This is a genomic window from Mycobacterium sp. 3519A (genome assembly GCF_900240945.1).
GTDB lineage: Bacteria > Actinomycetota > Actinomycetes > Mycobacteriales > Mycobacteriaceae > Mycobacterium.
This window is the reverse complement of sequence record NZ_OESG01000013.1, coordinates 622,987-648,462: the sequence shown is the minus strand read 5'-3', so window position 1 is coordinate 648,462 and position 25,476 is coordinate 622,987. Positions and strand designations below refer to the sequence as shown.

Genomic DNA, 25,476 nt, shown 5'->3' with positions numbered 1-25,476 from the left:
CGCGCCTGAAAGCCCGGGCGGCGACGGCTGTTACAACGGGATCTGCGGTAGCGGAGACGCGGGCGGCGGCAGCGGGTGCACCGCCGACGGCACCTGCGGCAGCGGCGGCCCGCTCGGTGGCGGTGGATGCACTGCCGCCGGTGTCTGCGGTCACGGCGGGCCGGGGGGGGGCGGCGGCGGCGGACCCGGCGTCGGCTGCTTCAACTGGGGCCAGGAACGCAAAAGGGCCCCCCCCCGCCGTTTAGCGTGCGGGGCCCAATGCGTTGTCTACAGCTCGGTCGCGGATCCACCCGCGGTGGTGATCTTCTCACGAGCGCTGCCGCTGAACTTGTGCGCGGTGACGTTGACCTTGACGGTCAGCTTGCCGTCGCCGAGCACCTTCACCAGCGCGTTCTTACGCACCGCGCCTGCAGCCACCAACTCGTCGACACCGACGTCGCCGCCCTTGGGGAACAGCTTGTTGATGTCGCCGACGTTGACGACCTCGTACTCAGTGCGGAACCGGTTGCGGAAGCCCTTGAGCTTCGGCAGCCGCATGTGGATCGGCATCTGACCACCCTCGAACGTCGCGGGGACGTTCTTGCGGGCCTTGGTGCCCTTGGTACCGCGGCCGGCGGTCTTGCCCTTCGAGCCTTCACCGCGACCAACGCGGGTCTTGGCAGTCTTCGAACCGGGGGCCGGCTTCAGGTCATGCAATTTGATAGTCATGAGACTTCCTCAACCTCTACGAGGTGATGCACGGCCTTGATCAGGCCGCGCGTTTGCGCGTTGTCCTCGCGGACGACGGACTGACGGATCTTCCGCAGCCCCAGCGTCCGCAGGCTCTCGCGGGCCTTCCAGCGCGCACCGATGGTGCTACGCACCTGCGTGATCTTGAGCTCTGCCATGGTTATGCCGACCCTTCACGTGCGGCCGACGCGGCGAGCGCATCCGCCTCGCGACGTGCCCGCAGCATGCCTGCCGGAGCCACGTCCTCGATCGACAGCCCGCGACGGGCCGCGACCTCTTCCGGACGCTGCAGCAGCTTCAGCGCGGCAACCGTGGCATGCACCACGTTGATCGCGTTGTCGCTACCCAGCGACTTGGCCAAAATGTCATGCACGCCAGCGCATTCCAGCACGGCACGGGCCGCACCGCCTGCGATCACACCGGTACCGGGGCTCGCCGGACGCAGCATCACCACGCCCGCAGCGGCCTCACCCTGGACCGGGTGCGTGATGGTCCCGCCGATCAGCGGCACCCGGAAGAAGCCCTTGCGAGCCTCCTCGACGCCCTTGGCGATAGCGGCCGGAACTTCCTTGGCCTTGCCGTAGCCGACACCGACCATGCCGTTGCCGTCGCCGACGATCACCAGCGCGGTGAAGCTGAACCGCCGACCGCCCTTGACGACCTTGGAGACGCGATTGATCGCGACGACACGTTCGAGATAGTTGCTCTTCTCACCACCGTCGCGGCCGCCACGGCCACCGCGATCGTCTCGTCGCCCCCGGCCGTCGCGGTCACCGCGACCGCCGCGATTGTCCTGCGCCGGAGCGGCGCCAGCCTGCTCGGCCATCATGCAGTCCTCTCGTTATTGGTCATTAGAACTTCAGCCCGCCTTCGCGCGCCGCGTCGGCCAGTGCCGCAATGCGACCGCCGTAGGTGTAACCACCGCGGTCGAACACGACCTGCTCGATGCCTGCGGCCTTGGCGCGCTCCGCGATGAGCTGACCGACCCGCACACTGTGAGCCTTCTTGTCACCGTCGACGGCACGCACGTCGGCCTCGATCGACGAGGCGGCGGCCACCGTGGTGCCGGTGAGGTCGTCCACCAGCTGCACATGGATGTGCCGCGACGAACGGTTCACCACAAGGCGCGGCGTGGTGGCCGTGCCTTCGATCTTCTTGCGGAGCCGGGCGTGCCGACGCAGCCGTGCGACCCGCCGGGTCGCAGAAACGTTCTGGCCCACCGGCTTACGGGTCGAGCCCTCAGTCTTAGCAGCCATGTCTACTTACCTGTCTTTCCGACCTTGCGGCGGATCTGCTCACCCTCGTAGCGGATGCCCTTGCCCTTGTAGGGGTCGCTCTTCCGCAGGCGGCGGATGTTGGCCGCGATCTGGCCGACCTTCTGCTTGTCGATACCTGAGATCGAGAACTTCGTCGGGGTTTCCACCGCGAAGGTGACGCCCTCGGGAGCGTTGATCAGCACCGGATGGCTGTAGCCCAACGCGAACTCGAGGTTGTTGCCCTTGGCGACGACGCGGTAGCCGACGCCGAAGATCTCCATCTTGATGGTGTAGCCCTCGGTCACACCTGTGACGAGGTTGGCCACCAGCGTGCGCGACAGCCCGTGCAGCGAACGGCTGCGCCGCTCGTCGTCGGGCCGGCTCACCACGATGGCACCGTCGTCGTCGCGCGACACCGAAATGGGCTCGGCGACCGCCAATTCCAACGTGCCCTTCGGTCCCTTGACCGACACGTTCTGACCGTCAATCGTCACATCGACCCCGGATGGCACCGGGACCGGCTGCTTTCCAATACGCGACATATCTACGTCTCCCTCACCACACGTACGCGAGGACTTCGCCGCCCACGCCCTGTCGTGCTGCCTGACGGTCGGTGAGCAGACCTGAAGACGTGGAGATGATCGCCACGCCGAGGCCACCCAGCACCCGCGGCAGGTTGGTGGATTTCGCATAGACACGCAGACCGGGCTTGGACACCCGGCGCAGGCCCGCGATGCTGCGTTCACGGCTCGGGCCGTACTTCAGTTGCACCACAAGCGACTTGCCGACGCGGGCATCCTCGGTGCGGTAGTCGGTGATGTAGCCCTCCGCCTTGAGGATCTCGGCGATGTTGGCCTTGATCTTGCTGTGCGGCAGGGTCACCTCGTCGTGGTACGCCGAATTGGCGTTGCGCAGACGTGTCAAGAAGTCTGCGATCGGGTCCGTCATGGTCATGACAGCCGGTTCACCTTCCTCGCGGCGGTTCCACTGTGCCCAATTTTTGGGGGGCCTACCGCAACCTGTTGTTAGTTGATCTGAATGCTGGTTACCAGCTGGACTTCTGCACGCCGGGCAGTTCGCCGGCGTGTGCCATCTCGCGCAGGCAGATGCGGCACAGCCCGAACTTGCGGTAAACCGCGTGCGGGCGACCGCACTTGCTGCACCGCGTGTACGCGCGCACCTTGAACTTGGGCTTCTTGTTGGCCTTGTTGACCAGAGCCTTCTTTGCCATTCGTTCAGTTCTCCTTGAAGGGGAAGCCGAGAGCCCGCAGCAGCGCTCGTCCTTCGTCGTCGTTCGTCGCCGAGGTGACGACGGTGATGTCCATGCCGCGCGGGCGGTCGATGGAGTCCACGTCGATTTCGTGGAACATCGACTGCTCGGTGAGCCCGAAGGTGTAGTTACCGGTGCCGTCGAACTGCTTGGGCGACAGCCCGCGGAAGTCGCGGATACGCGGCAGCGCGATCGAGATCAGCCGGTCGAGGAACTCCCACATCCGATCGCCGCGCAGCGTGACTCGTGCGCCGATCGGCATGCCCTCGCGCAGCTTGAACTGCGCGATCGACTTGCGCGCCTTGCGGATTTCCGGCTTCTGGCCGGTGATCAGCGACAGGTCGTTGACCGCGCCGTTGATCAGCTTGGCGTCGCGGGCCGCGTCGCCGACACCCATGTTCACGACGACCTTGACAACGCCGGGGATCTGCATGACGTTGGCGTAGCCGAACTCTTTCTGGAGCGCCTCGCGGATCTCTTCGCGGTAGCGCTGCTTGAGGCGCGGCAGAGTCTTTTCAGCGGTAGTCATGTCAGATGTCCTTGCCGTTGGTCTTGGCGACGCGGACCTTCTTGCCGGTCTCGTCGTCGCGGCGGAACCCGACGCGGGTGGGCTTGCCGTCGGAGTCGAGCAACATCACGTTGCTGACGTGGATCGGCGCCTCCTGGGTGACGATGCCGCCCGAGGACGCCCCGCGCTCGGTGCGCGAAACAGGGGTGTGCTTTTTGATCCGGTTCACGCCTTCGACGAGCACCTTGTTGCGATCCGGGTAGGCCACCAGGACCTTGCCCTTGGCGCCCTTGTCCTTACCGGAGATCACGAGCACCGTGTCGCCCTTGTGGACGTTCATCTACAACACCTCCGGGGCAAGCGAGACGATCTTCATGAAGCGCTTCTCGCGCAGTTCGCGGCCGACCGGGCCGAAGATGCGGGTGCCGCGCGGATCGTTGTCGGCCTTGATGATGACGGCCGCGTTCTCGTCGAACTTGATGTAGCTGCCGTCGGCGCGGCGGCGTTCCTTGACGGTGCGCACGACGACGGCCTTGACCACCTCACCGCGCTTGACGTTGCCGCCCGGGATGGCGTCCTTGACGGTGGCCACGATGATGTCGCCGATGCCGGCGTAGCGCCGCGACGAACCGCCGAGCACGCGGATGCACAAGATCTCCTTGGCGCCCGTGTTGTCGGCGACCTTCAGCCGCGATTCCTGCTGAATCACTCGATCTCCTCGACCTGGTTAATGTGTGCATGGCAGATTCCGACCTGACATGCGCGGTCTTGCTGTTTCCGAAGGGCACGCAGGGTCTTCTCTGGAAAAACCGAGGTCTGCCCAAGGCAACCGTTTGATTCTAGGTGACGACCTGCGAGGAACCAAATCGCCGCTGGTCACCCTTTTTTTCTCGCGCGAACGTGGGTTACCCGCACGCGCTTTGCCGCTCGAACGTGCGACAAGCCCACATTCGCCGCTGGTCGCCGCTGGTCACTGCTCACCCCGCCACGCAGCGGAACCCGATGTGCGTCGTCGCGCTGTCCTGTGACTGCGGCGACCTGGCCGCGGGCCGGTACCGCAGGCAGTACTCGGGTGCGCACAGATGCGATCCGCCCTTGAGCGTCTGCGTCACCGACGGGTCGGCGGTCGACGGGGCGCAGCAGGACTCGACCGGGCCGTCCAACCGGTGGTGCGCCGAGAACTGCGTCGTCGTCCACTCCCAGACGTTGCCGATCATGTCGACCAACCCGAACCCGTTCGGCGGGAACGTGCCGACCGGTGACGTGCCGACCCAGCCCAGCGCCCCGTCGTTACGGAACGGGAACCGGCCCTGCCAGGTGTTGGCCATCAACCGGCCGTCGGGCGCGGCGTCGTCACCCCACGCGAACGTCGTGCTGGTGCCGCCCCTGGCGGCGTACTCCCACTCGGCCTCGGTGGGCAGTCGCCTTCCTGCCCACTTCGCGTACACCGCGGCATCCGGATAGGCGACCTGCACCACCGGATGGTCGAGTCGGTCGTCGATCGTGCTGTCCGGTCCGCACGGGTGGCGCCAGTCGGCGCCGGGCACCCAGTGCCACCACTGCCGCCAATCCCGCAGGTCAACCGGGCCGCTGGTGGGCTTGAACACCAGCGCTCCCGGCACCAGGTCCTGCGCCGACGCGCCGGGATACAGCGCGGGGTCCGGGGACTGCTCGGCGACGGTGACGTAGCCGGTCTCGGCGACGAACGCGGCGAATTGCGCGTTGGTCACCGGATGGCGTTCGACGGCGAACGCACCGACGGTGGCGGTGTGCACCGGAGCTTCTTCCGGATAGAACTGGGTCGAGCCCATCCGGTATGACCCGCCCGGCAGCGCGACGAGTTCGGTGAGCACTGCGGTCACGGGATGAGGATCTCGAAGTCCTCGGTCAGCAGTGCCGCGGCCGAATCGAAGCCGGGTGTTCCCGGCGGCGCCTGCACGTGCACGGAGACCAGATAGTTGTTGCCGCCATTGGTCCAGATGTGGGCGATTCGGTCTTCGTAGACGACGGCGTTCTGCGTCGTCTCCGACCACGCACCCATCAACTTCTGCCCGCTGTAACCGCACAGATCGCCAGGAAGCACGCTGACCGAGCTGACCGATGATTCGGCCATCAGGTCGTCGGCGTACTTCCTGAAGGCCTCACCCGGCTCCAGCTGCGTGGGCGCGATCGTGACGGTCGCCTGCATGCCACCGGGACCGTCCAACTGGCCGCCGACATCGCCGGTGCCCGCGGTCATCGACCATTTGTCAGGCACGCCCACCGTGATCTTCGGCGCCTGCGGGTCGTCGACTTCGGCGGTCATCCGCACGCTCGGCTTGAGCGCCTGCGAGCACACGACACTGCTGGCCGGTACCGGTACCCGCGTGGTGGGCACGACGCCGAAGCCGGATTCGGTCGGCGGGGCAGCGCCGCTGGTGGCTTGCGGCGCGGAAGGCTGCACCGCGACCAAGCCGCCCGGTTCGGCGACCGGTACGCCGTCGCTGGTCCGCGCGCACGCCGTCGCCACGCAAACCACCGCGAGCGTCACCGCTGCGAGGCGCTTCATCAGTCTTTCGCGAAAGCCCGCGCGAACTCGCGTTCCAAATCCACGTACGGCTTGCCTGAGACGTCAACGTTCACCTGAATGATGCTGCCACCTGTGAACGGGAATGGCGCCTTGTAGGTCCGTGACACCGGCGACCCAGTGTTCTTTCCGACGCTGAGGCTGGCGCCTGCCAGCCCGAACGTGCCGGGATGAATCTTCATCCCGGACAGCGACGCCACCTCGGCGTCGTCGATGTAGAGGCCGACGTCGCCGAGCGGCGTGTGACTGCCCTCGACCGTGCCGGTGCGGGTGAACGCAACGCCAAAGGTGTGCCTGCCCAGTGGCGCCGCGTCGGCCGACGACAGCGCCTGCTCCTGCTCTCCGAGGAAGTTGTAGATGTAGTGCAGCCGCCCGTCCTGAAGGAACAACACGTGTCCCCCGTGGGCACCGCCGTGTTTGATGATCACTCCCTCGGCACCGGTGGTGTCGACGGTCACCTCGGCGATGATCGCAAACGACCGGCCGCCAATCTCGACGGCGGCACCCATGCCCACGTCGGCGGTGCCCGGGTAGTAGGTGTACGACTCGCGGGTGCCCGACAGGTAGGGCCGGTACCGCGACATCGTCTCCAATATGTTCAAGTCAGCCAACGGCAGGCCGTTGTACTTGTCGGCCTCGCTGAACCACAGCTTCTTGAGTTCTTCGAGCTTTTCCGGGTTCTCGGCGGCCAGATCGTGGCATTGGCTGCGGTCCGCCTCGATGTGGAACAGCTCCCAGCGGTCCTTGTCGAAGTTCGACCAGCCGGCAGGCGATGCCGCGTGGACGGTGTTGGCGAACCAGCCTTTGTCCCAGATGCCTCGGGTGCCCAGCATGGTGTAGAACTGCGTTTCCTTGCCGGTGGGAGCCAACGGATCATCAAGGGCCAGTTTGAAACTCATGCCGTCGAGCGGCTTCTGCGGGATGCCGCGCACGGTGGCGGGCGGGGTGATGCCGATCAGGTCGTACACCGTCGGCGTGATGTCACAGACGTTGATGTAGTTGTCCCGAACATCACCGTGCGCCGCTATTCCCTTGGGCCAGGAGATGATTGCCGTGTCGGCGATGCCGCCTTCATGGGACGCGTACCGCTTGAACAGTTTGTACGGCGTGTTGAACGCCATCGCCCAGCCGATCGGATAGTGGTTGTAGGTCTCCGGCCCGCCGAGGTTGTCCATCAGCTTCAGGCTCTCCTCGACGGTGTCGATGTAGCCGTTGAAGAATTTGACCTCGTTCACCGAGCCGTTCGGACCGCCCTCGCCGCTGGCGCCGTTGTCGGAGATGACCACGATGATGGTGTTGTCCAGTTGACCTGATTCCTCGAGATAGTCGAGGATGCGGCCGATCTGGGCGTCGGTGTAGGACAGGAAGCCGGCGAACACTTCGGCCATGCGCGCGAACAATCGCTTCTCGTCGTCGCTGAGCGAATCCCACGGCCGAACGGTGTCCTGCGCCGGCCACGATTCGCCGTTGGGGCCCTTGACATCCAGATAGGGATTGATCGGGGACAGTTCGGTGTCGGGCGGAACGATGCCCAACCTCTTCTGGTTCTCGAGCACGACGTCGCGGTAGCGCTCGTAACCCATGTCGAACTTTCCGGCGTACTTGTCGGCCCATTCCTTGAAGACGTGATGCGGGGCGTGCCCGGCGCCGGGGCACACGTAGGAGAACCACGGCTTGTCGGGCGCGATCACCTTGCTGTCGCGGATGAATTCGATGGTCTTGTCGGCCAGGTCCTTCGACAGGTGGTAGCCGTCTTCGGGCGTTCCCGGCGGTGCGACGGGGTGGTTGTCGTAAACCAGTTCGGGATACCACTGATCGGTCTCGCCACCCATGAAGCCGTAGAACCGCTCGAATCCGCGGGCCAGTGGCCAATGTCGTTTGGTGGCGGCAAGATTGGACTCCTCCAGCGGAGTGAGATGCCACTTGCCGACGCAGTAGGTGTTGTATCCGTTTTCGACGAGCACCTCCGACAGCAGTGCGGTGTCGTCGGGAATGCGCCCGTTGCATCCGGGGAAGCCGTCGGTGAACTCCTCGATGGTGGCCATGCCGACGGTGGTCGGGTTGCGTCCGGTCAGCAGCGACGCCCTGGTCGGCGAGCACAGCGCCGTCGTGTGGAACTGCGACAGCCGCACACCCCGTCGGGCGATGCGGGTCATCGTGGGCATTTCGACCAGACCGCCGAAGCAGTCCCAGGTTGCGATGCCGGTGTCGTCCCACACCAGGTACAACACATTGGGGGCATCCTTGGGCGCCGTCGGCGCCGCGTACGGGCCCCAGTCCGGTTCGGAATCCCGAATGTCGAGTTCGATCTTGCCGTTGAATTCCTTCGCCACGACCGGAGGTTACACCCGCCGCGCATCGGTTAGCCGGAAATTGACGACGGCGCCAGTCCGGGTTGCCGGTTCAGCCACCGCTGCACGACGACGAATGGGATCGACCATCCCAACCACGCACCCGCACCTGCCACGAACCACACGAAGTGTTCCTCGCTGCCTCCAAACACGCTGTCCCGCAACGGTTGGCATGCGATGACCAAAATGGGCGTCCAGATCCGGTTGGTGATGATCGACAGCGCCAACGTCGCGCTGCGCACCATGTCCCTGCGATGCTGCGCGAACCGCCGTTGCCGCGCAGCGACGTAGCCGTTGATCGTGAACCACAGCCACAGCGATGCCAGCGCCACATTGCTGACGGCGAGGAAAGGACCGAACGGGGTGGCCGCCCCGATCACCATGGCGCAGAGCGCCGCAGGCACCGCGGTGTAGACGTACAACCGGCCCAGCAGGCGGTGCAGCACAGGTCTGGCGGCGCGCAGTCCCGGCCAGATCTGCGCCACCGCGCACACCATCGCGGCACTGGCGAACAGCACATGCGCCACCAGCAGTGGGTAATGCCACGCAAACGTCGAGGGCACCCGGGTGCCGCCGGTGAAATACGGCGGCAGTGAGTACGCCAGAAAGGCGACGACGACGACGGCCAGCGCACGCGATGCGTATGTCATACGCACAAAGCGTACTGCATACGCATAGGTATACGCTGGGGTGCGATGACGACCGACGAGCCGCTGCCGAGGGCGCTGCAGATCCTCTGGCGCGACAAGCCATCGACGCGCCGCGGTCGCGGCCTGAACCGGGAGACGATCGTCGGGGCGGCGATCGAGTTGGTCGAGCAGGAGGGCCTCAACGCGCTGTCGATGGCCAGGCTGGCCGAGCGGTTGGGCTGCGGGACCATGTCGCTTTACCGCCACGTCGCGAACAAGGACGAGTTGTTGACGTTCATGTTGTCGACGGCACCGGATCCCCCACCCACCCCCCGCGATCCGTCGGATTGGCGTGGCGCGCTTGCGAATTGGGCCGATGGGCTGTGGGACGTCTACCACCGCCATCCGTGGGTGCTGCAGACCGCGACGGCAGGCCCGCCGCTGGATCCCGGACAACTGGCGTGGCTGGACGCCGGGTTGGCCGCGTTGGGCCCGACCGGGCTGACCGAACGGGACAAGCTGGCAGCGGTGATGGCGGTGCTGCACTACGTGCGCGGTGCCGCGGCGTTGGACATCGAGGCCGCCGCCGAAGGCCCGAACTATGCCGGACTGCTGAGGCGTCTGGTGGACGGCGAGCGCTTCCCCGCGCTGGCGGCGGCTGTCGCGGCGGGGGTGTTCGACGACTCCGACGACGACCACGTCGCCGAGTTCCGCGCCGGCCTGGATCAGCTTCTCGACGGCATCGCGGCGAAGATGCCATAGCCCTTGTCATGTCGGGCCGCCGCGCTGCGTCATAGAGGTATGGACAGTGAACCGATCACGCTGATCAACATCTTCGAGATCCCGCAGACCGAGGTCGACGCCTTCGTCCAAGGCTGGCAGGAACGCGCGGCCTTTTTGAGCAGGCAACCCGGTTTCCGGTCACTGCGGCTGCACAGCGCGCTGAGCCCCGACACCCGATACCAATTGGTCAATGTCGCGGAGTGGGACAGCGCGGAAGCACTCCACGCCGCAACATCGCAGGACTTCTTCCAGCAGAGCGCGCAGCGGTCCATGCAGGAATTCGCCGTCACCGCTCATCCCGCGATCTACCGAGTCGCCATCGAAGCCACCGCGGACTGACGCAGGCCTGACGATGCCGAAAGCGTACCGAGTCAACGTCTTTGTCCGATTCAACAACGCCGTGATGCGGGCACTCATCCGCGCAGGCGTCCGGATCGGAACCTTCGCCGTGCTTACCGTGCGCGGTCGCAAGAGCGGCACGCCGGTGAGCGTTCCGCTTGTCGTCTTCGGTCACGGCGACAGCGAGTACCTGGTGGCGTCGTACGGCATCGTCAACTGGGTGCGCAACCTGCGCGCCGCCGATGGCACGGCCGAACTGCGCCGCGGCGGCGACGTCGAGCAGATCTGCGCCGTCGAGCTGCCCGCCGAACAAGCCGGACCCGTGCTGCGCGCCAGCTTGCTGGCCGGTCCGCCCGGTATCCCGCGCCCGATCGTGGCCGTGTTCCGGCGGTTCTTCGTCCTGCCCTATCTCGACGTCGGCATGGACTCGGCGGACGACGAATTCGTCCGGGCAGCGCACACACACCCGGTGTTTAGGCTGGAAGTATGCCCACAGTGACGACCAGCAAGCCGCAGACGATCTCCTATCCCGCTCCCGGCTCACGTCCGTACCGCCAGGAGGACATCGCGGTCGATCCCCATGTGGTCGTCCTGTTCGGCGCGACAGGCGATCTCGCGAGACGCAAACTGATCCCCGGGCTGGCGTATCTCGACCAATCCGAGCTGGCCCCCCACATCGAGATCGTCGCCACCTCGCTGGAAGACCTCACCCGAGACGAGTTCCTCGAAGTGGCCAAATCGGCCATCGAGGATTTCGGCACCCACAAACTCAGCACCGAGCAATGGCGGCGGTTCGCGGAAACAGTCACCTATGTGCCACAGAGCGCGGGACCCGATGCGCTGGCCGCCGCGGTCGAGAACGCGGAGAAGAAACTCGGCCAAGGCGTACGCCGGCTGCACTACCTGTCGGTGCCGCCGAAGGCCGCGCACGCGGTGATCGCGACGCTGCGTGATGCGAACCTGGTGGACCGCTCGCGCGTTGTGATGGAGAAGCCGTTCGGCACCGATCTGGCAAGTGCCGTGGCGCTCAACGACTTTGTGCACGAGACGTTCCGTGAGGATCAGATCTTCCGCATCGACCACTTCCTCGGTAAAGAGGCGGCGCTGAACATCTTGGCGTTCCGCTTTGCAAACGGACTGTTCGAGCCGATCTGGAATCGCAACTTCATCGACCACATCCAGATCGACATCCCCGAGACGCTCGGTCTGGACGAGCGTGCGAACTTCTACGAGAGCACCGGCGCATACAAGGACATGGTCGTCACCCATCTGTTCCAGGTGATGGCCTTCGTGGTGATGGAGCCGCCGACGGCGTTGGAGCCCCGCGCCATCAGCGAGGAGAAGAACAAGGTGTTCAGGTCGATGCTGCCGGTCGACCCGAAGAACGTGGTGCGCGGCCAGTTCACTGGTTACCGCGAATTAGAAGGTGTGGCAAGGGATTCCGATACCGAAACGTTCATCGCGCTCAAGGTCGGCATCGACAACTGGCGGTGGGCGGGGGTGCCGATCTATCTACGCACCGGTAAGCGGATGGCCGAGGGCATGCGCATCATCTCGATCGCGTTCAAGGAGGCGCCGCGGTCGATGTTCGCGCCCGGTTCGGGTGTCGGCGCGCAGGGGCCCGATCACCTCACCTTCGACCTCGCCGAGGATTCCAAGGTGTCGCTGTCGTTCTACGGCAAACGCCCTGGCCCCGGCATGAAGCTGGAGAAGCTGTCGATGCAGTTCTCGACGCAGGAGGTCGGCAGCAGCACCGACGTGCTGGAGGCCTACGAACGTCTGATGCTCGACGCGATGCGCGGCGACCACACCTTGTTCACCACCGCCGAAGGCATCGAGTCGCTGTGGGAGCGGTCGGCCGACCTGCTCGCCGACCCGCCGCCCGCCAAGTCATATCCGCAGGGCAGTTGGGGCCCCAACGCCATTCACCAATTGATCGCGCCGAATGCATGGCGGTTGCCGTTCGAACGAGCCTGGCGCGAGGCCAAGAGCGACAGCTGACGCACGAAAGCCCCCGCCGTGGCGGGGGCTTGTCGTGTCTGCTTGGGGCTACTTGGCCTTCTCGAGGATCTCGACCAGCCGCCACCGCTTGGTGGCCGACAGCGGACGAGTCTCCATCAGCGAGACGCGGTCGCCGACACCGGCGTCGCCGTTCTCGTCGTGCGCCTTGACCTTCGAGGTGGTCCGGATGATCTTGCCGTAGAGCGGGTGGCTCTTACGGTCTTCCAGCTCGACCACGATCGTCTTCTGCATCTTGTCCGACACGACGTAACCGATAGCGGTCTTGCGCCGCCCGCGCGGCTTCTCCGCGCGCGGAGTGTGCTTCGGCCCTTTGTCTTTGGAGGCCTGTGTTTCTGCCATTTTTACGATTCCTCACCCGCGGGCCCGGACGCCAGGCCCAATTCACGTTCGCGCAGCACTGTGTACACACGCGCAATTTCCTGACGCACCGTACGAAGCCGACGGTTGTTGGCGAGCTGACCGGTCGCCATCTGGAAGCGCAGGTTGAACAGCTCTTCCTTGGACTCGCGCAGCTTGTCCTTCAACTCGTCGTCGGTCAGTTCGCGAAGTTCGCCAGGAGTCACTCCCACTGCCATCAGAAATGATCCTCTCGAGTCACGATGCGCGCCTTGATCGGCAACTTGTGGATCGCGCGGGTCAACGCATCCCGTGCGGTCTTCTCATCGGGGTAGCTCAGCTCGAACAGCACCCGGCCGGGCTTCACGTTGGCGACCCACCACTCCGGCGAACCCTTACCCGAACCCATGCGGGTTTCGGCGGGCTTCTTGGTCAGCGGGCGGTCCGGGAAGATGTTGATCCACACCTTGCCGCCACGCTTGATGTGCCGGTTGATGGCGATACGAGCGGACTCGATCTGCCGGTTGGTGATGTAGGCATGCTCCAGCGCCTGGATACCGTAGTCACCGAAGCTGACCGACGTCCCGCCGCTGGCGATGCCGCGCTGACGGGGGTGGTGCTGCTTGCGGTGCTTGACCTTGCGGGGAATCAGCATTTCTTAGCTCTCCGTTGTCTCCGTGGTCGGCGCTTCGGCAGCGGCGGCCTCGGTGCCGCCGGTCGCTTCGGCGACGGCCGGCGCATCTTCGGTACCGGAGGCGGCGCGACCGGCATCGGTGCTCGTCGCGGTGGTACCCGACGCACCACTACGACGCGGGCGGGTGCCCGACGGCCGCTCGCGGCGCGGACGATCGGCGCCCGAAGGAACCGTCGCGGTCGCCTCGCGCTTGCCACCGACGATGTCGCCCTTGTAGATCCACACCTTCACGCCGATCCGGCCGAAGGTGGTCTTGGCCTCGTACAGGCCGTAGTCGATGTCGGCACGCAGCGTGTGCAGCGGCACCCGACCCTCGCGGTAGAACTCCGAGCGGCTCATCTCAGCGCCGCCGAGGCGGCCCGAGCACTGCACCCGGATGCCTTTCACGTTGGGCTGACGCATGGCCGACTGGATGGCCTTGCGCATCGCGCGACGGAACGCCACGCGGTTCGAGAGCTGCTCTGCCACACCCTGAGCCACCAACTGCGCCTGCGACTCCGGGTTCTTCACCTCGAGGATGTTCAGCTGAACCTGCTTACCGGTCAGCTTCTCCAGGTCGGCGCGGATCCGGTCGGCCTCGGTGCCGCGGCGGCCGATCACGATGCCGGGGCGCGCGGTGTGGATATCAACACGAACTCTGTCGCGAGTCCGTTCGATCTCCACGTCGGCGATGCCGGCGCGCTCCAGACCCGTGGCAAGCAGTCGGCGGATCGCCACGTCTTCCTTGACGTAGTCCTTGTACTGCTTGTCGGCGTACCACCGGGACTTCCAGTCGGTGGTGATACCGAGCCGGAAGCCGTGGGGATTGATTTTCTGGCCCACTACTCCGAGCCCTCCTTCGCTTCGGCGGAAGCTTCAGTCGTCTTCTTCGGGGCCGCCTTCTTGGCGGGCGCCTTCTTGGCCGGTGCCTGCTTGGCCGCGGCCGCCTTACTGCCCTGGGCACGGCGGGCGCGCGTCGAGCTGGCCGACTGACCGCGACGGTCCTCGCGTGACGGACGGCTCTCGACGATCACCGTGATGTGGCTGGTGCGCTTGCGGATTCGGAACGCGCGACCCTGTGCGCGCGGCCGGATGCGCTTGGCGGTCGGCCCCTCGTCGGCGTAGACGGTGGCGACCACGAGGGTGGACGGATCCAGTCCCTCGTTGTTCTGCGCGTTGGCCGCGGCGCTGGCGATCACCTTGGCGACCGGCTCGCTGGCGGCCTGCGGCGCCCACCGCAGGATGTCGAGGGCTTGCTCGACGCTCTTGCCGCGAACCAGGTCGATGACCCGGCGCGCCTTGGTCGCCGAGACGCGCACGAAGCGCGCCTTCGCGACCGCAGACGGGTATTCAGTCGTGATACTCACCGGCGCTTCGCCTTCCGGTCATCCTTGATGTGACCCTTGAACGTACGGGTGGGCGCGAACTCGCCCAGCTTGTGCCCGACCATCGCCTCGGTGACGAACACCGGAACGTGCTTGCGGCCGTCGTGCACCGCGAAGGTGTGCCCGATGAAATCGGGGATGATGGTCGAACGCCGCGACCAGGTCTTGATGACCTGCTTGGTGTTCTTCTCGTTCTGGACGTCGACCTTCTTGAGCAGATGGTCGTCGACGAACGGACCCTTCTTCAGGCTGCGTGGCATCGGCTATCTCCTACCGGTGGTGCTTCTTGCCGGTGCGCCGGCGTCGGACGATGAGCTTGTCGCTTGGCTTGTTGGCCTTGCGGGTACGGCCCTCGGGCTTACCCCACGGGCTGACCGGGTGACGGCCACCGGATGTCTTGCCCTCGCCGCCGCCGTGCGGGTGGTCGACCGGGTTCATCACGACACCACGGACGGTGGGGCGCTTGCCCTTCCACCGCATGCGGCCGGCCTTACCCCAGTTGATGTTGGCCTGCTCGGCATTGCCGACCTCGCCGACGGTGGCGCGGCAGCGCACGTCGACGCGGCGGATCTCACCGGACGGCATACGCAGCGAGGCGTAGGTGCCTTCCTTACCGAGCAGCTGGATGCTCGCGCCTGCGGAGCGGGCCAGCTTGGCGCCGCCGCCGGGCCGCAGCTCCACCGCGTGGATCACGGTGCCCGACGGGATGTTGCGCAGCGGCAGGTTGTTACCTGGCTTGATGTCGGCGTTGGCGCCGGACTCCACCACGTCACCCTGCGAAAGACCCTGCGGCGCAACGATGTAGCGCTTCTCGCCGTCCAGGTAGTGCAGGAGCGCGATGTTGGCGGTGCGGTTCGGGTCGTACTCGATGTGCGCGACCTTGGCGTTGACGCCGTCCTTGTCGTGGCGACGGAAGTCGATCACGCGGTACGCACGCTTGTGGCCACCGCCCTTGTGCCGGGTGGTGATTCGGCCGTGCGCGTTGCGACCGCCCTTGCCGTGCAGCGGACGAACCAGCGACTTCTCCGGGTGGTCGCGAGTGATCTCGGCGAAATCGGAGACGCTGGCACCGCGGCGACCGGGGGTCGTCGGCTTGTACTTGCGAATTCCCATGATTCTTTAAGTCCCTCTGCCGGCTAGGCCGGCGCTCCGAACAGGTCGATGGGCTTGCTGCCCGCGGCCAGCGTCACGATGGCGCGCTTGGTGTCCTTACGCTTGCCGAAACCGGCGCGGGTGCGCTTGCGCTTGCCCTGTCGGTTGGCGGTGTTCACCGACGCGACCTTGACGTTGAAGATCTTCTCGATCGCGATCTTGATCTGCGTCTTGTTCGAGTCGGGGTGCACGACGAACGTGTACACGTTGTCTTCGATCAGTCCGTACGACTTCTCGGAGATGACCGGAGCCAGGATGATGTCGCGGGGGTCAGTCACGGTCGCCATCAGGCCGAAACCTCCTCGGCAGTCTTGGTGTTCGCGCTGATGTAGCTGTTCAGCGCCTCGACGCTGAACACCACGTCGTCGGCCTTCAGCACGTCGTAGGTGTTGAGCTGATCCGGCGACAGGATGTGCACACCGGGAAGGTTGCGCACGCTCAGCGCACCGGTCTCGTCGGTGCGGCCGATCACCACCAACACCTGCTTGCGCTCGGTCAGCGTGGCCAGGAACGCCTTGGCGCTCTTGGTCGACGGGGTCTGGCCCTCGACGAGTTCGGTGACGGCGTGGATGCGGCCGTTGCGCGCCCGGTCCGACAGCGCCCCGCGCAGTGCGGCGGCGATCATCTTCTTGGGCGTGCGCTGGCTGTAGTCGCGCGGCTGCGGGCCGTGCACGGTGCCACCGCCGGTGAACTGCGGTGCACGCGTCGAACCCTGACGGGCGCGACCGGTGCCCTTCTGGCGGTACGGCTTCTTGCCGCCGCCGCGGACGTCGCCGCGCGTCTTGGTCGCGTGGGTGCCCTGCCGCTTCGCGGCGAGCTGCGCCTCGACGACCTGATGCATCAGCGCGATGTTCGGCTCGACGTCGAACAGCTCGGCGGGCAGCTCGATGGAGCCGTCCTTCTTGCCTGCCGGGGTGTGAACGTCAATTTTGTTGGTAGCCATTACTTTTCGCCTCGCTTGATTGCGCTGCGGACCACGACCAGCCCACCGGTACGACCGGGGATGGCGCCCTTGATCAGCAGCACGCCGTTCTCGGCATCGACCTTGTGCACCAACAGGTTCTGCGTCGTCACGCGGTCGTTGCCCATCCGGCCCGACATGCGCGTGCCCTTGAACACCCGGCCCGGGGTGGCGCAGCCACCGATCGAGCCCGGACGACGGTGCACCGCCTGGGCACCGTGGCTGGCGCCCTGGCCGCGGAAACCGTGGCGCTTCATGGTGCCCGCGTAGCCCTTGCCCTTGCTGGTGCCGGTCACGTCGACGTAGGTGCCGTCGGCGAAGATCTCGGCGGTCAGTTCCTGACCGACCTCGTATTCGCTCGCGGCGGCCTCGTCGTCGAGCCGCAGCTCGGCGAGGTGGCGGCGGGGATTGACGCCCGCGGCGGCGTACTGACCGGTGACCGGCTTGTTCACCTTGCGGGGGCTGATCTCGCCGTATGCCAGTTGGACAGCGGAGTATCCGTCGCGCTCAGGCGTCCGGATACGGGTCACGACATTGGGGCCGGCCTTGACGACCGTCACCGGCACGACCCTGTTGTTCTCGTCGAACACCTGCGTCATGCCCAGCTTGGTGCCCAGAATGCCTTTACGTGCCATTTCTTGGGTCTCCTACTGGATGTTCACGTCGACGCTGGCCGGAAGGTCGATACGCATGAGCGCGTCGACGGTCTTCGGCGTCGGGTCGAGGATGTCGATCAACCGCTTGTGCGTACGCATCTCGAAGTGCTCCCGCGAGTCCTTGTACTTATGCGGGGACCGGATGACGCAGTACACGTTCTTCTCAGTCGGCAGCGGCACAGGACCAACCACGCTGGCGCCGGTACGGGTGACCGTCTCCACGATCTTGCGCGCCGAGGCGTCAATCGCCTCGTGGTCGTAGGCCTTGAGCCTGATGCGGATCTTCTGTCCCGCCACGCTTCTCCTACCTCACTCCTACAGGGCCCCTGTCGGGACCGCGTTCCGTTCGGCGCACTCGCTTCGCGCTGGTATGCCGCCGCTGTTCATCTGTCTGTGGTCCACCGATCCCCGCGGTCGGGCGTGTCGCCCTCACGCACACTCAGCCGCGGCGGAAAATGTCGCGATCGAGGTGGGTACCGGATGCGCCCGTACGGGCGCTGGTCGGATGCCCCGGCCAGGCGTACCCGGCTCAAGGCAACCCGAACAGTATGCCCTAAAACGCGACGTCAGCCAAATCCCTGGCCACGCCGAACGGGCGGCTTTCTTACTCCAGAGTAAGGAAGCTCGACGGGCGGAGCTTCAGCCCGGCACAAAATGATCGCTACATGATCCGTTACCGACAAAGAATTGAGACACACAACGAACAACTGACCGTCCGAAACACGGTCGCGGACTTCGTTCAGACGCCCACCCGGAGCCCATCGAGATCTATTGAACGCCGAGGTCGACAACGACGGCGCAGACTCCGCGATCGTCGCACGGCAGTGGCTGCGCGAACAGGGCCTGGTGACGTGAGACCTAATCCGACAGGTACGTCCCGTGGCCTTCCCGGACCAGGCCGCCGTCGAAGGTCAGCACCTCGTTGACCAGTTCACCGCGGTGGTTGCGGTAGTTGATCACCAGCGTCGATTCGCCGCGGTAGACGCCGACCACCGCGAACTGCAAATCAGGCTGTTTGGCCAACGCCGCCGTCCAGTAATCCCGCAGGGCGGCCTTACCGCGCACCACTCCCCCGCTCTCGGGCACGACCCGCGCCGCGACCGGTGAGGTGAACAGCACATCGTCGTGGAAGTGCGCGAGCACCGCTTCGATGTCGTGCGCATTCCAGGCCCGCACCCACGCTTCGACATAGCCGTTCGGATCCGGAGTCGGCATCGCGGTCAACCTTTCCGGCCTGCCCAAAACGCGCACTGGTGAACATCGTCGAAGTCGGTAGTCACTGTGCTCGTGCCCGCTTGAAACGACAACCGTTTTTTGTCGGCGCCGAAGCCGGGCCACTGCGCACCCGGTTCGCCGGTGCGGACGAAATGCGCCCAGTAGTCGATCATCTGGTCGGACAATGCCTGCTGGGTCGGGTTGAGCGGCGGCGCACCGCCGACGTCGAAGAGATACCGCAATTCCAGCGAATGGCTCGCGCCCACCGGGAACGGCAGCGTGCGCATCGGTTCGGGCATCGGCGCATCCCGGTCGTTGAACTCGTAGGCGTAGACGGGCCCGGTCCGCGCCATGGCGTCGCTCATCCGAGCGGTCGGGCAGGCGAACACCCCGTCGGTGACCGCAGCCGAATAGGCAACCGGCACAAGGCCGTATCTCTGCAGCGGATAATGCGCTTCGACCGCGGCGGCGTCGGCGCCGAACGTCTCGGCCAGCAGCTGCGGATACTGCTCGTGGGTGTAGGGACCCTTGCGCAGATACTGCAGCGCGACGAACAGTGTGAACTCGTCGCGGTTGCTACCGATCAACACCGGCACCCTGGTCGCGCGCCCCTCCCCCAGCGCAGCCATCGGATCGACCGGCAGCCGCGACGTTCCCGTCACCGGACCACTCAGCGCGTCTTCACCGATGCGGTAGTACCAGACCGGCTCCCGCAGTTTTCCTTCCGGCAATGCGCGCAGGCACTGTGCAGCGGATTGCACGTCGCCGCAACCGAGTTGGGCCGCGTAGTCGCGACTGGCCTGCTCCGCGGCGGGCAGCGCCAGTTGCGCCTGACACGGGCCACTCTGGATGATCGCCGCCCTGAACAACCCGGCCGACTCCGGTGCCACCAGGTGGTCGCACACCGACATCCCCCCTGCGGACTCACCCGCCAGCGTGACCTTGTCCGGGTTCCCGCCGAAGTCGGCGATGTTGTCGCGCACCCACCGCAGCGCCGCCTGCTGGTCGGCCAGACCGTAGTTGCCGACGTCGCCCGGTGCGCCGAGCGCCGGGTGTGCCAGGAAGCCCATCGCGCCCAGTCGGTAGTTCACGGTGACGACGATGATGTCGCCCCGGTTGGCCAGCCACCGCGAGTCGTAGACGCTCGCGCTGCCGTTGATGAACGCGCCGCCGTGGATCCACACCATCACAGGCAACTTCTCGTCGGCCCTGGTAGTCGGCGGTGTCCACACGTTGAGCGTCAGACAGTCCTCGTCGGTCTGCCGCCCGAATTCCGGGTCGCCGCCAGGGTCCTGCAGGCACCTCGGCCCGAACCGGGTGGCGTCGCGCACCCCCTGCCAGGCGGCGGCCGGCTCGGGTGGTCGCCATCGCAGCGGGCCTACTGGTGGTGCGGCATAAGGGATTCCGGCGAAGAGTCGATGATCGGGAGCGACGAGGCCGCGTACCGTGCCTGCGGCCGTATGTACCGTCGCGGGATCCGAGGGCCTGGCGGTCTTCGGCGGCTCGGTTCCGCCGCGTCCGCAACCGACCGCGAGCACCACGCTGAATGCGAGCGCCAACAGGCGGTGAAGCGATCGACAGGCCACAGCGACAGAGCCTAGTGGCGACCTGATGCCGCCCCACTTCCCATCGGTGGCCCGCGTCACATACACTCCGGATTTGACACCCGTCAAGTTCCGCCGCAGCCCGGCAGTGAGGAGCCCGAATGAGCACGCCGACGATGGATGACGCCGCGAAGGTATTGGCCGATCCGAAGGGCTATGCCGACGACGCGCGACTGCACGCGGCGCTGACCCATCTGCGGGCGAACAACCCGGTCGCCTGGGTGGACAACCCGCCGTACCGGCCGTTCTGGGCGATCACCAAGCACGCCGACATCATGGCCATCGAGCGCAACAACGAGCTTTGGCTGTCCGAACCGCGCCCGCTGCTCGCGCGGGCGGAGGCCGACGACGTGCTCAAGGCGCAGCAGGAGGCCGGCATGGGCATCCGCACGCTGATCCACATGGACGATCCTCACCACCGCAAGGTGCGTGCCATCGGCGCCGACTGGTTCCGGCCCAAGGCGATGCGTGATCTGAAGGTCAGGGTGGACGAACTGGCCAAACGCTATGTCGACACCATGCGCGACATCGGGCCCGAGTGCGACTTCGTTGAGGCAATTGCGGTCAATTTCCCTCTCTACGTGATCCTTTCACTGCTTGGCCTGCCCGAGGACGACTTTCCTCGCATGATGAAACTGACGCAGGAGATGTTCGGCGGTGACGACGAGGAACATCAGCGCGGCGGTTCGACCGAGGACCTGCTGGCGGTGCTGGCCGACTTCTTCAACTACTTCTCGGCGTTGACGGCCTCGCGCCGGGCCACTCCCACCGAGGATCTGGCGTCCGCGATCGCCAACGGTCGCATCGACGGCGAGTACATGTCCGACATGGACACGCTGTCCTACTACGTGATCGTCGCGAGCGCCGGGCACGACACCACCAAGGACGCGATTTCCGGGGGGCTGCTTGCGCTGATCGAGAACCCCGGCGAACTCGACCGGTTGCGCCAGAACATGGACCTGATGCCGACGGCGGTCGAGGAGATGATCCGCTGGGCCACCCCGGTCAAGGAGTTCATGCGGACCGCGGCCGAGGACACCGAAGTGCGCGGCGTGAAGATCGCCAAGGGCGAATCCGTCTATCTCGCTTACGTTTCCGGTAATCGTGACGAGGAGGTGTTCGTCGATCCGTTCCGGTTCGACGTCGGCCGCGACCCGAACCGGCACGTCGCGTTCGGGTACGGGGTGCACTTCTGCCTCGGCGCGGCGTTGGCACGGATGGAGATGAACAGCCTGTTCACCGAGTTGATCCCGCGGCTGGAGTCCATCGAATTGGCAGGCACGCCAGAGCTTTCCGCAACGACGTTCGTCGGCGGGCTCAAGCACCTGCCGATTCGCTACTCGCTCAAGTGATTCTTGGCGTGGGTGGCTAAAAACCCGTCGACGGCAGCCTCAGCGCAGCTGCGGTAGTCGAAGTCGGCGAACGTGGAGAGCCGGCCGAGGATCAGCGGACCGATCAACAGGGCGATCGACTGAATGAGGTCCACCTCGTCGAGTTCAGCGGCGGCCTGCGGTGTCTCGAACAGCGCCTGGAACGGCGCCGAGTACAGCTGGATGATCCGCGACCGCAGGGTGCCGACGGCGTCCGAATCGTGTTGTCCCACATCGGTCGAGACGGCGTCCGGCCCTGATGCGAGCCAGGTCATCGCCGTGAGCATCGCGGGCACCTCGGCGATGGATTCCGCCCACCCCACCACCACCGCGATCAACTGATCGCGCAGGCTTCCCTCCGCCGGCGGCATCGGTGCGGGCGGCAGCAGACTCGCGAACGCCGCAGCCAGAAGGTCGTTGGCGCTGCCGAAGTGGCGATACAGGGTCGCTCTCGCTACGTTGGCACTACGGGTGACGGCCTCGATCGTGACCGCGCTCGGCCCGCCCGATCGCAGCAGCGTCGTTGCGGCGTCCAGTAACCGGGCCCGCGACCTGGCAGGCCGTGGATCGCTACTTGTGGCCGTCATCTCGTTTACATCACCTCCGACGGGGAAAACAAGACTATCGGTCTCGGACCGATACTGTTAGTCTCAAAAATATTCCACCCAAAGGAGACGACCCGATGGTCGACACCCTCGCGCGATCCGACCAGGATATCGACGGCCACGTCGGCTCTCTGTCGAACCGCGCGCGCACCTGGTTGCTGACCGTCGCCGCGGTCGACGTCCTGTTGGTCATCGCGTCGATGGTCGCGCTCAATGCGGCGCTGCCGGACATCGCGGTGCAGACCTCGGCGACCCAGACCCAGCTGACGTGGATCGTCGACGGCTACACGTTGGTGCTTGCCTGCCTGCTGCTGCCTGCGGGTGCGCTCGGCGACCGGTACGGCAGGCGTGGGGCGCTGCTGCTGGGCCTTGCGGTCTTCGCCGTCGCCTCGCTGGCGCCGACGGTGTTCAACAGTCCCGTTCAGATCATCATCGCCCGCGCGGTCGCGGGTCTCGGCGCGGCGTTCATCATGCCCGCGACGCTGTCGCTGCTGACCGCCGCGTTCCCGAAGAGCGAGCGCAACAAGGCCGTCGGTATCTGGGCGGGCGTCGCGAGTTCGGGCGCCGTCTTCGGTTTCATGGGCACCGGCCTACTGCTGAAGTTCTTCTCATGGGAGTCCATCTTCTACGGGTTCGCCGCGGCCAGCATTGCCCTGTTCATCTGCACGTGCACGATCACCTCGTCGAAGGACGAAACCGCGACACCGCTTGATTGGGTGGGCGCCGTGCTGATCGGCGGTGCTGTCGCGGTATTCGTCTTCGGGGTCGTGGAAGCGCCGGCACGCGGGTGGACGCATCCGATGGTGTGGGGCTGCATGGTCGCGGGCGTGGTGCTGGCCGCGGTGTTCGCGGTGGTCGAACTGCGCCGCCGACATCCACTGCTCGATGTTCGGCTGTTCCGCAGGCCCGACTTCGCCGTCGGGTCGATCGGCATCACGTTCCTCTTCTTCGCGAACTTCGGATTCTTCTTCGTGGAAATGCAATTCATGCAGTTGATCCTCGGCTACAGCGCGTTGCAGACGGCGTTCGCGCTGACACCGCTGGCGGTGCCGATCATGGTGCTCGGTGCGACGCTGCATCTGTACCTGCCGAAGATCGGCCTGCGGGTGACCGTGGCATCGGGCCTCTTCCTGATCGGAGTCGGCCTGTTCGCGATGCGGTTTCTCGATGCCGGGTCGAGTTACCTCGACCTCGTCTGGTCTCTGCTGATCACCAGCACCGGAATCGGATTATGCGTCGCGCCAACGACTTCCGCGATCATGAACGCGGTTCCCGACGAGAAGCAGGGTGTCGCCTCCGCAGTCAACGACACCACCAGGGAGGTCGGCGCCGCCGTGGGAATCGCGGTCGCCGGTTCGGTGCTGGCGGCGCAGTATCACAACATCCTCGCTCCGGCGCTCGCCGGATTCCCCGAACAGGTGCGCCAGCACGCGCTCGATTCGCTGGCCAACGCGCTGGCCGTCGCCGACCAAATGGGCCCGCAGGGAACGCGACTCGCAGAACTTGCCGAGAACGCGTTCATCCAGTCGATGGACCTCTCGCTGCTGGTGATGTCGGCCAGTCTGATGGTGGCGGCCGCGTTCGTCGCGGTGTGGTCGCCTGGCCGCGACGGCCAGCAGTTCGACTTCATCCGGCGGGTCAGGCGATGAACTCGGCAGCCCGATGACCCATCATGACGATCGTCGCGTGCGGGCCGCGGCTGGTGATCGCGGGAAGCACCGATCCGTCGACCACCCATAGGTTGTCCACGCCGTGCACACGGCATTGCGGGTCGACGACGGAATCACCGCCGACGCCCATCGGTGCGGTCCGCGCCAGATGTTGCGATGTGGACCAGGAAAATCGGGCGACTTCCGCTGTGGCACCGGCTAATTCGCGCGCCAATTCCGCGCCGGCTGCCAGCTTGGCGACATCGGCCGGTTCGCTGTCGTAGCGGTGTTCGATGGCCGGCGGGACGGCAGGGTCCGCCGAGGCCAGTGCGATGCGGCCGCGAGACTGTGGCTGCATCAATGCGACGCCGATGTGCGGCCGGTCGGCGGGGTCGTCACGGCGGCCGCTGATCATCGCGTGGAATCCCGCGGTATAGGGCCGGATCTCGAGGCCGTCGGTGGTCAGCACGGCCTCCAGCGGAGGCAGATCGTGAGTTGCCGACCAGTCCACGGGTAGCACCAGTTCGGGATGGTCGACACAGGCCGTGCCGACGGGCAGATCGGCCATCACCGAAATCCCCACGGCCTCCAACGACTGTGCCGGACCGATACCGGACACCATCAGTAGCTGTGCCGACCCGATTGCGCCTGCAGACAACACAATTCGATCAGCAGCCAGCTCGAACTCGCCGTCCGGCCCGACACAGTCCACGCCGACAGCGCGGCCCCTGCTCATCCGCACCCGCGTGGCATGTGTGCCGGTCAGCAGCGTGAGGTTGGTGCGCCCCATCGCGGGATTCAAGTATGCGCCGCCGGGCCCGACCCGCGTCCCGCCGTTGATGTTCAGGGGCACCGCACCGACGCCGGTCGGCAACGAATCGCCGGCTGTGGCGCCGTTCAAGTCGGTGAGCCACCGATACCCGGCATTGCCCGCGGCTCGCACGAAAGCGGCTGTGCAGCCGTCGAATTCCGGCATCCGCCGAACAAATATCGGACCGTCCGAACCGTGCAACGCGGTGTCGAAGTCCAGATCAGTCTCGATGGCCCGAAAGTGCGGCAGCACGTCGGCCCAGGCCCACCCGGGCAGGCCCCAGCCGTCGAAGTCCGAAGGCAACCCCCGGCAGAAGTAGCCGCCGTTCACCGCCCCCGATCCGCCGACCACCGCGCCGCGCATGATCTGGGCGTGGCGTTTCGGCGCCTCCGTCAGGGTGGTCGGATACCGGCGCACCACCGAACTCGCGGTGCCGATCGGCAGACGCAGGCCGTCACTGATCTGCGCCAGCACCTGCGGATCCGACGGCGGCGGGCCGGCCTCGACAACGGTCACCTGGCATCGCTCATCGGCGGAAAGGCGTTCGGCGAGAACAGATCCAGCACTGCCGGCACCGACGATCAGGACGTCAATCTGCAATGTCGC

35 protein-coding genes are annotated in these 25,476 nt (G+C 66.0%); 6 read left to right on the top strand and 29 right to left on the bottom strand.

The features are described from left to right. Positions 1-267: 267 nt before the first annotated feature. The 14 genes from rplO to C1A30_RS10875 all read right to left on the bottom strand — a co-directional run bounded on the left by rplO (position 268) and on the right by C1A30_RS10875 (position 9,330). Positions 268-708 (bottom strand): 50S ribosomal protein L15, encoded by a 441-nt coding sequence (gene rplO / locus C1A30_RS10940; protein ID WP_101948366.1) that lies wholly within the window; start codon positions 706-708, stop codon positions 268-270. After that, positions 705-887: a 50S ribosomal protein L30 gene (gene rpmD, locus C1A30_RS10935; protein ID WP_101948365.1), complete on the bottom strand. Its 183-nt coding sequence runs from the start codon at positions 885-887 to the stop codon at positions 705-707. Before rpmD ends, rplO begins: the two co-directional genes overlap by 4 nt. 2 nt (positions 888-889) lie before the next feature. Then, positions 890-1,555, bottom strand: coding sequence for a 30S ribosomal protein S5 (gene rpsE / locus C1A30_RS10930; RefSeq protein WP_197518689.1), 666 nt, complete (start codon positions 1,553-1,555; stop codon positions 890-892). Positions 1,556-1,580: 25 nt separating this feature from the next. Further along, on the bottom strand, positions 1,581-1,949 hold the full coding sequence (rplR, locus tag C1A30_RS10925; RefSeq protein WP_197518703.1) for a 50S ribosomal protein L18: 369 nt from the start codon (positions 1,947-1,949) through the stop codon (positions 1,581-1,583). Positions 1,950-1,987: 38 nt separating this feature from the next. Further along, positions 1,988-2,527 carry a 50S ribosomal protein L6 gene (rplF, locus tag C1A30_RS10920; RefSeq protein ID WP_067804044.1) on the bottom strand — a complete coding sequence of 180 codons (540 nt, stop codon included), beginning with the start codon at positions 2,525-2,527 and terminating at the stop codon, positions 1,988-1,990. Positions 2,528-2,540: 13 nt separating this feature from the next. Continuing rightward, a complete protein-coding gene (gene rpsH, locus C1A30_RS10915; protein WP_101948362.1) occupies positions 2,541-2,939 on the bottom strand; it encodes a 30S ribosomal protein S8 in 399 nt (132 codons plus the stop codon). A gap of 91 nt (positions 2,940-3,030) precedes the next feature. Next, complete coding sequence (locus tag C1A30_RS10910) at positions 3,031-3,216, bottom strand: type Z 30S ribosomal protein S14 (RefSeq protein WP_067804051.1); 186 nt, start codon at positions 3,214-3,216, stop codon at positions 3,031-3,033. A gap of 4 nt (positions 3,217-3,220) precedes the next feature. Continuing rightward, a complete protein-coding gene (rplE, locus tag C1A30_RS10905) occupies positions 3,221-3,784 on the bottom strand; it encodes a 50S ribosomal protein L5 (protein WP_101948360.1) in 564 nt (187 codons plus the stop codon). 1 nt (position 3,785) lies between these two features. Further along, entirely contained in the window at positions 3,786-4,103 is a 318-nt protein-coding gene (gene rplX / locus C1A30_RS10900; RefSeq protein ID WP_101948358.1) for a 50S ribosomal protein L24, read from the bottom strand. Continuing rightward, positions 4,104-4,472 carry a 50S ribosomal protein L14 gene (gene rplN, locus C1A30_RS10895; protein WP_015305035.1) on the bottom strand — a complete coding sequence of 123 codons (369 nt, stop codon included), beginning with the start codon at positions 4,470-4,472 and terminating at the stop codon, positions 4,104-4,106. Between the two features lie 268 nt (positions 4,473-4,740). After that, a complete protein-coding gene (locus C1A30_RS10890) occupies positions 4,741-5,616 on the bottom strand; it encodes a formylglycine-generating enzyme family protein (protein WP_101950119.1) in 876 nt (291 codons plus the stop codon). Positions 5,617-5,621: 5 nt separating this feature from the next. Further along, a complete protein-coding gene (locus C1A30_RS10885) occupies positions 5,622-6,311 on the bottom strand; it encodes a hypothetical protein (protein ID WP_101948356.1) in 690 nt (229 codons plus the stop codon). After that, a complete protein-coding gene (locus tag C1A30_RS10880) occupies positions 6,311-8,662 on the bottom strand; it encodes an arylsulfatase (protein ID WP_101948354.1) in 2,352 nt (783 codons plus the stop codon). The genes C1A30_RS10885 and C1A30_RS10880 overlap by 1 nt, the downstream gene beginning before the upstream one ends. A 29-nt stretch (positions 8,663-8,691) precedes the next feature. Further along, on the bottom strand, positions 8,692-9,330 hold the full coding sequence (locus tag C1A30_RS10875) for a DUF2306 domain-containing protein (protein WP_101948352.1): 639 nt from the start codon (positions 9,328-9,330) through the stop codon (positions 8,692-8,694). A gap of 45 nt (positions 9,331-9,375) precedes the next feature. Between C1A30_RS10875 and C1A30_RS10870 the strand changes: the two genes are divergently transcribed. The 4 genes from C1A30_RS10870 to zwf are packed head-to-tail and all read left to right on the top strand — an operon-like array spanning position 9,376 to position 12,432. Continuing rightward, positions 9,376-10,071 carry a TetR/AcrR family transcriptional regulator gene (locus C1A30_RS10870; protein ID WP_101948350.1) on the top strand — a complete coding sequence of 232 codons (696 nt, stop codon included), beginning with the start codon at positions 9,376-9,378 and terminating at the stop codon, positions 10,069-10,071. Between the two features lie 39 nt (positions 10,072-10,110). Next, on the top strand, positions 10,111-10,431 hold the full coding sequence (locus tag C1A30_RS10865; protein ID WP_101948348.1) for an antibiotic biosynthesis monooxygenase: 321 nt from the start codon (positions 10,111-10,113) through the stop codon (positions 10,429-10,431). Positions 10,432-10,444: 13 nt separating this feature from the next. Continuing rightward, positions 10,445-10,930 (top strand): nitroreductase/quinone reductase family protein, encoded by a 486-nt coding sequence (locus C1A30_RS10860; RefSeq protein WP_101948346.1) that lies wholly within the window; start codon positions 10,445-10,447, stop codon positions 10,928-10,930. After that, positions 10,927-12,432, top strand: a complete 1,506-nt coding sequence (zwf, locus tag C1A30_RS10855; protein WP_101948344.1) for a glucose-6-phosphate dehydrogenase — start codon at positions 10,927-10,929, stop codon at positions 12,430-12,432. Before C1A30_RS10860 ends, zwf begins: the two co-directional genes overlap by 4 nt. A gap of 48 nt (positions 12,433-12,480) precedes the next feature. Here the strand turns inward: zwf and rpsQ are convergent, their stop codons facing one another. The 13 genes from rpsQ to C1A30_RS10790 all read right to left on the bottom strand — a co-directional run bounded on the left by rpsQ (position 12,481) and on the right by C1A30_RS10790 (position 20,417). After that, complete coding sequence (gene rpsQ / locus C1A30_RS10850; protein WP_101948342.1) at positions 12,481-12,792, bottom strand: 30S ribosomal protein S17; 312 nt, start codon at positions 12,790-12,792, stop codon at positions 12,481-12,483. A 2-nt stretch (positions 12,793-12,794) separates the two neighbouring features. Continuing rightward, complete coding sequence (gene rpmC / locus C1A30_RS10845) at positions 12,795-13,028, bottom strand: 50S ribosomal protein L29 (RefSeq protein ID WP_067804078.1); 234 nt, start codon at positions 13,026-13,028, stop codon at positions 12,795-12,797. Then, a complete protein-coding gene (gene rplP, locus C1A30_RS10840; RefSeq protein WP_067804081.1) occupies positions 13,028-13,444 on the bottom strand; it encodes a 50S ribosomal protein L16 in 417 nt (138 codons plus the stop codon). Before rplP ends, rpmC begins: the two co-directional genes overlap by 1 nt. A gap of 3 nt (positions 13,445-13,447) precedes the next feature. Further along, a complete protein-coding gene (gene rpsC / locus C1A30_RS10835; RefSeq protein ID WP_101948340.1) occupies positions 13,448-14,305 on the bottom strand; it encodes a 30S ribosomal protein S3 in 858 nt (285 codons plus the stop codon). After that, positions 14,305-14,829 carry a 50S ribosomal protein L22 gene (rplV, locus tag C1A30_RS10830; protein ID WP_101948338.1) on the bottom strand — a complete coding sequence of 175 codons (525 nt, stop codon included), beginning with the start codon at positions 14,827-14,829 and terminating at the stop codon, positions 14,305-14,307. Before rplV ends, rpsC begins: the two co-directional genes overlap by 1 nt. Further along, positions 14,826-15,107 (bottom strand): 30S ribosomal protein S19, encoded by a 282-nt coding sequence (gene rpsS / locus C1A30_RS10825; RefSeq protein WP_010908582.1) that lies wholly within the window; start codon positions 15,105-15,107, stop codon positions 14,826-14,828. The genes rplV and rpsS overlap by 4 nt, the downstream gene beginning before the upstream one ends. 10 nt (positions 15,108-15,117) lie before the next feature. Next, positions 15,118-15,960, bottom strand: coding sequence for a 50S ribosomal protein L2 (gene rplB, locus C1A30_RS10820; protein WP_101948335.1), 843 nt, complete (start codon positions 15,958-15,960; stop codon positions 15,118-15,120). A 23-nt stretch (positions 15,961-15,983) separates the two neighbouring features. Next, the gene (gene rplW, locus C1A30_RS10815; protein ID WP_067804093.1) at positions 15,984-16,286 is read right to left on the bottom strand and encodes a 50S ribosomal protein L23; all 303 of its coding nucleotides are present in this window, start codon (positions 16,284-16,286) and stop codon (positions 15,984-15,986) included. Further along, entirely contained in the window at positions 16,286-16,942 is a 657-nt protein-coding gene (gene rplD, locus C1A30_RS10810; protein WP_101948333.1) for a 50S ribosomal protein L4, read from the bottom strand. Before rplD ends, rplW begins: the two co-directional genes overlap by 1 nt. Next, on the bottom strand, positions 16,942-17,595 hold the full coding sequence (gene rplC / locus C1A30_RS10805) for a 50S ribosomal protein L3 (RefSeq protein WP_101948332.1): 654 nt from the start codon (positions 17,593-17,595) through the stop codon (positions 16,942-16,944). The genes rplD and rplC overlap by 1 nt, the downstream gene beginning before the upstream one ends. A 12-nt stretch (positions 17,596-17,607) precedes the next feature. Further along, positions 17,608-17,913: a 30S ribosomal protein S10 gene (rpsJ, locus tag C1A30_RS10800; protein WP_003883485.1), complete on the bottom strand. Its 306-nt coding sequence runs from the start codon at positions 17,911-17,913 to the stop codon at positions 17,608-17,610. 561 nt (positions 17,914-18,474) lie between these two features. Beyond that, positions 18,475-18,831: a nuclear transport factor 2 family protein gene (locus tag C1A30_RS10795; protein ID WP_200828237.1), complete on the bottom strand. Its 357-nt coding sequence runs from the start codon at positions 18,829-18,831 to the stop codon at positions 18,475-18,477. 5 nt (positions 18,832-18,836) lie between these two features. Next, complete coding sequence (locus C1A30_RS10790; RefSeq protein WP_101948330.1) at positions 18,837-20,417, bottom strand: carboxylesterase/lipase family protein; 1,581 nt, start codon at positions 20,415-20,417, stop codon at positions 18,837-18,839. Between the two features lie 119 nt (positions 20,418-20,536). On the opposite strand from C1A30_RS10790, the gene C1A30_RS10785 reads away from it, so the two are divergent. Then, positions 20,537-21,787, top strand: a complete 1,251-nt coding sequence (locus C1A30_RS10785) for a cytochrome P450 (RefSeq protein ID WP_101948329.1) — start codon at positions 20,537-20,539, stop codon at positions 21,785-21,787. On the opposite strand, the gene C1A30_RS10780 is transcribed toward C1A30_RS10785, so the two are convergent. After that, positions 21,772-22,392, bottom strand: a complete 621-nt coding sequence (locus C1A30_RS10780; protein ID WP_101948328.1) for a TetR/AcrR family transcriptional regulator — start codon at positions 22,390-22,392, stop codon at positions 21,772-21,774. The genes C1A30_RS10785 and C1A30_RS10780 overlap by 16 nt on opposite strands. 95 nt (positions 22,393-22,487) lie before the next feature. On the opposite strand from C1A30_RS10780, the gene C1A30_RS10775 reads away from it, so the two are divergent. Beyond that, on the top strand, positions 22,488-24,059 hold the full coding sequence (locus C1A30_RS10775) for an MFS transporter (RefSeq protein WP_101948327.1): 1,572 nt from the start codon (positions 22,488-22,490) through the stop codon (positions 24,057-24,059). Here the strand turns inward: C1A30_RS10775 and mftG are convergent. Further along, complete coding sequence (gene mftG / locus C1A30_RS10770) at positions 24,049-25,470, bottom strand: mycofactocin system GMC family oxidoreductase MftG (RefSeq protein ID WP_101948326.1); 1,422 nt, start codon at positions 25,468-25,470, stop codon at positions 24,049-24,051. The genes C1A30_RS10775 and mftG overlap by 11 nt on opposite strands. Between the last annotated feature and the right edge of the window lie 6 nt (positions 25,471-25,476).

What these genes read in the sequence shown, in the direction of transcription:
- C1A30_RS10775 (WP_101948327.1), top strand. Translation starts at nt 22,488, where the DNA reads ATGGTCGACACCCTCGCGCGATCCGACCAGGATATCGACGGCCACGTC.
- C1A30_RS10795 (WP_200828237.1), bottom strand. Translation starts at nt 18,831, where the DNA reads ATGCCGACTCCGGATCCGAACGGCTATGTCGAAGCGTGGGTGCGGGCC.
- C1A30_RS10910 (WP_067804051.1), bottom strand. Translation starts at nt 3,216, where the DNA reads ATGGCAAAGAAGGCTCTGGTCAACAAGGCCAACAAGAAGCCCAAGTTC.
- rplP (WP_067804081.1), bottom strand. Translation starts at nt 13,444, where the DNA reads ATGCTGATTCCCCGCAAGGTCAAGCACCGCAAGCAGCACCACCCCCGT.
- rplW (WP_067804093.1), bottom strand. Translation starts at nt 16,286, where the DNA reads ATGGCGACCGTGACTGACCCCCGCGACATCATCCTGGCTCCGGTCATC.
- rplF (WP_067804044.1), bottom strand. Translation starts at nt 2,527, where the DNA reads ATGTCGCGTATTGGAAAGCAGCCGGTCCCGGTGCCATCCGGGGTCGAT.
- rplB (WP_101948335.1), bottom strand. Translation starts at nt 15,960, where the DNA reads ATGGGAATTCGCAAGTACAAGCCGACGACCCCCGGTCGCCGCGGTGCC.
- C1A30_RS10785 (WP_101948329.1), top strand. Translation starts at nt 20,537, where the DNA reads ATGAGCACGCCGACGATGGATGACGCCGCGAAGGTATTGGCCGATCCG.
- C1A30_RS10865 (WP_101948348.1), top strand. Translation starts at nt 10,111, where the DNA reads ATGGACAGTGAACCGATCACGCTGATCAACATCTTCGAGATCCCGCAG.
- rpmC (WP_067804078.1), bottom strand. Translation starts at nt 13,028, where the DNA reads ATGGCAGTGGGAGTGACTCCTGGCGAACTTCGCGAACTGACCGACGAC.
- rpmD (WP_101948365.1), bottom strand. Translation starts at nt 887, where the DNA reads ATGGCAGAGCTCAAGATCACGCAGGTGCGTAGCACCATCGGTGCGCGC.
- C1A30_RS10780 (WP_101948328.1), bottom strand. Translation starts at nt 22,392, where the DNA reads ATGACGGCCACAAGTAGCGATCCACGGCCTGCCAGGTCGCGGGCCCGG.
- rplE (WP_101948360.1), bottom strand. Translation starts at nt 3,784, where the DNA reads ATGACTACCGCTGAAAAGACTCTGCCGCGCCTCAAGCAGCGCTACCGC.
- C1A30_RS10860 (WP_101948346.1), top strand. Translation starts at nt 10,445, where the DNA reads ATGCCGAAAGCGTACCGAGTCAACGTCTTTGTCCGATTCAACAACGCC.
- rplO (WP_101948366.1), bottom strand. Translation starts at nt 708, where the DNA reads ATGACTATCAAATTGCATGACCTGAAGCCGGCCCCCGGTTCGAAGACT.
- rplD (WP_101948333.1), bottom strand. Translation starts at nt 16,942, where the DNA reads ATGGCTACCAACAAAATTGACGTTCACACCCCGGCAGGCAAGAAGGAC.
- rpsE (WP_197518689.1), bottom strand. Translation starts at nt 1,555, where the DNA reads ATGGCCGAGCAGGCTGGCGCCGCTCCGGCGCAGGACAATCGCGGCGGT.
- C1A30_RS10870 (WP_101948350.1), top strand. Translation starts at nt 9,376, where the DNA reads ATGACGACCGACGAGCCGCTGCCGAGGGCGCTGCAGATCCTCTGGCGC.
- rpsS (WP_010908582.1), bottom strand. Translation starts at nt 15,107, where the DNA reads ATGCCACGCAGCCTGAAGAAGGGTCCGTTCGTCGACGACCATCTGCTC.
- rpsQ (WP_101948342.1), bottom strand. Translation starts at nt 12,792, where the DNA reads ATGGCAGAAACACAGGCCTCCAAAGACAAAGGGCCGAAGCACACTCCG.
- rpsH (WP_101948362.1), bottom strand. Translation starts at nt 2,939, where the DNA reads ATGACCATGACGGACCCGATCGCAGACTTCTTGACACGTCTGCGCAAC.
- rplC (WP_101948332.1), bottom strand. Translation starts at nt 17,595, where the DNA reads ATGGCACGTAAAGGCATTCTGGGCACCAAGCTGGGCATGACGCAGGTG.
- C1A30_RS10885 (WP_101948356.1), bottom strand. Translation starts at nt 6,311, where the DNA reads ATGAAGCGCCTCGCAGCGGTGACGCTCGCGGTGGTTTGCGTGGCGACG.
- C1A30_RS10875 (WP_101948352.1), bottom strand. Translation starts at nt 9,330, where the DNA reads ATGACATACGCATCGCGTGCGCTGGCCGTCGTCGTCGTCGCCTTTCTG.
- rplX (WP_101948358.1), bottom strand. Translation starts at nt 4,103, where the DNA reads ATGAACGTCCACAAGGGCGACACGGTGCTCGTGATCTCCGGTAAGGAC.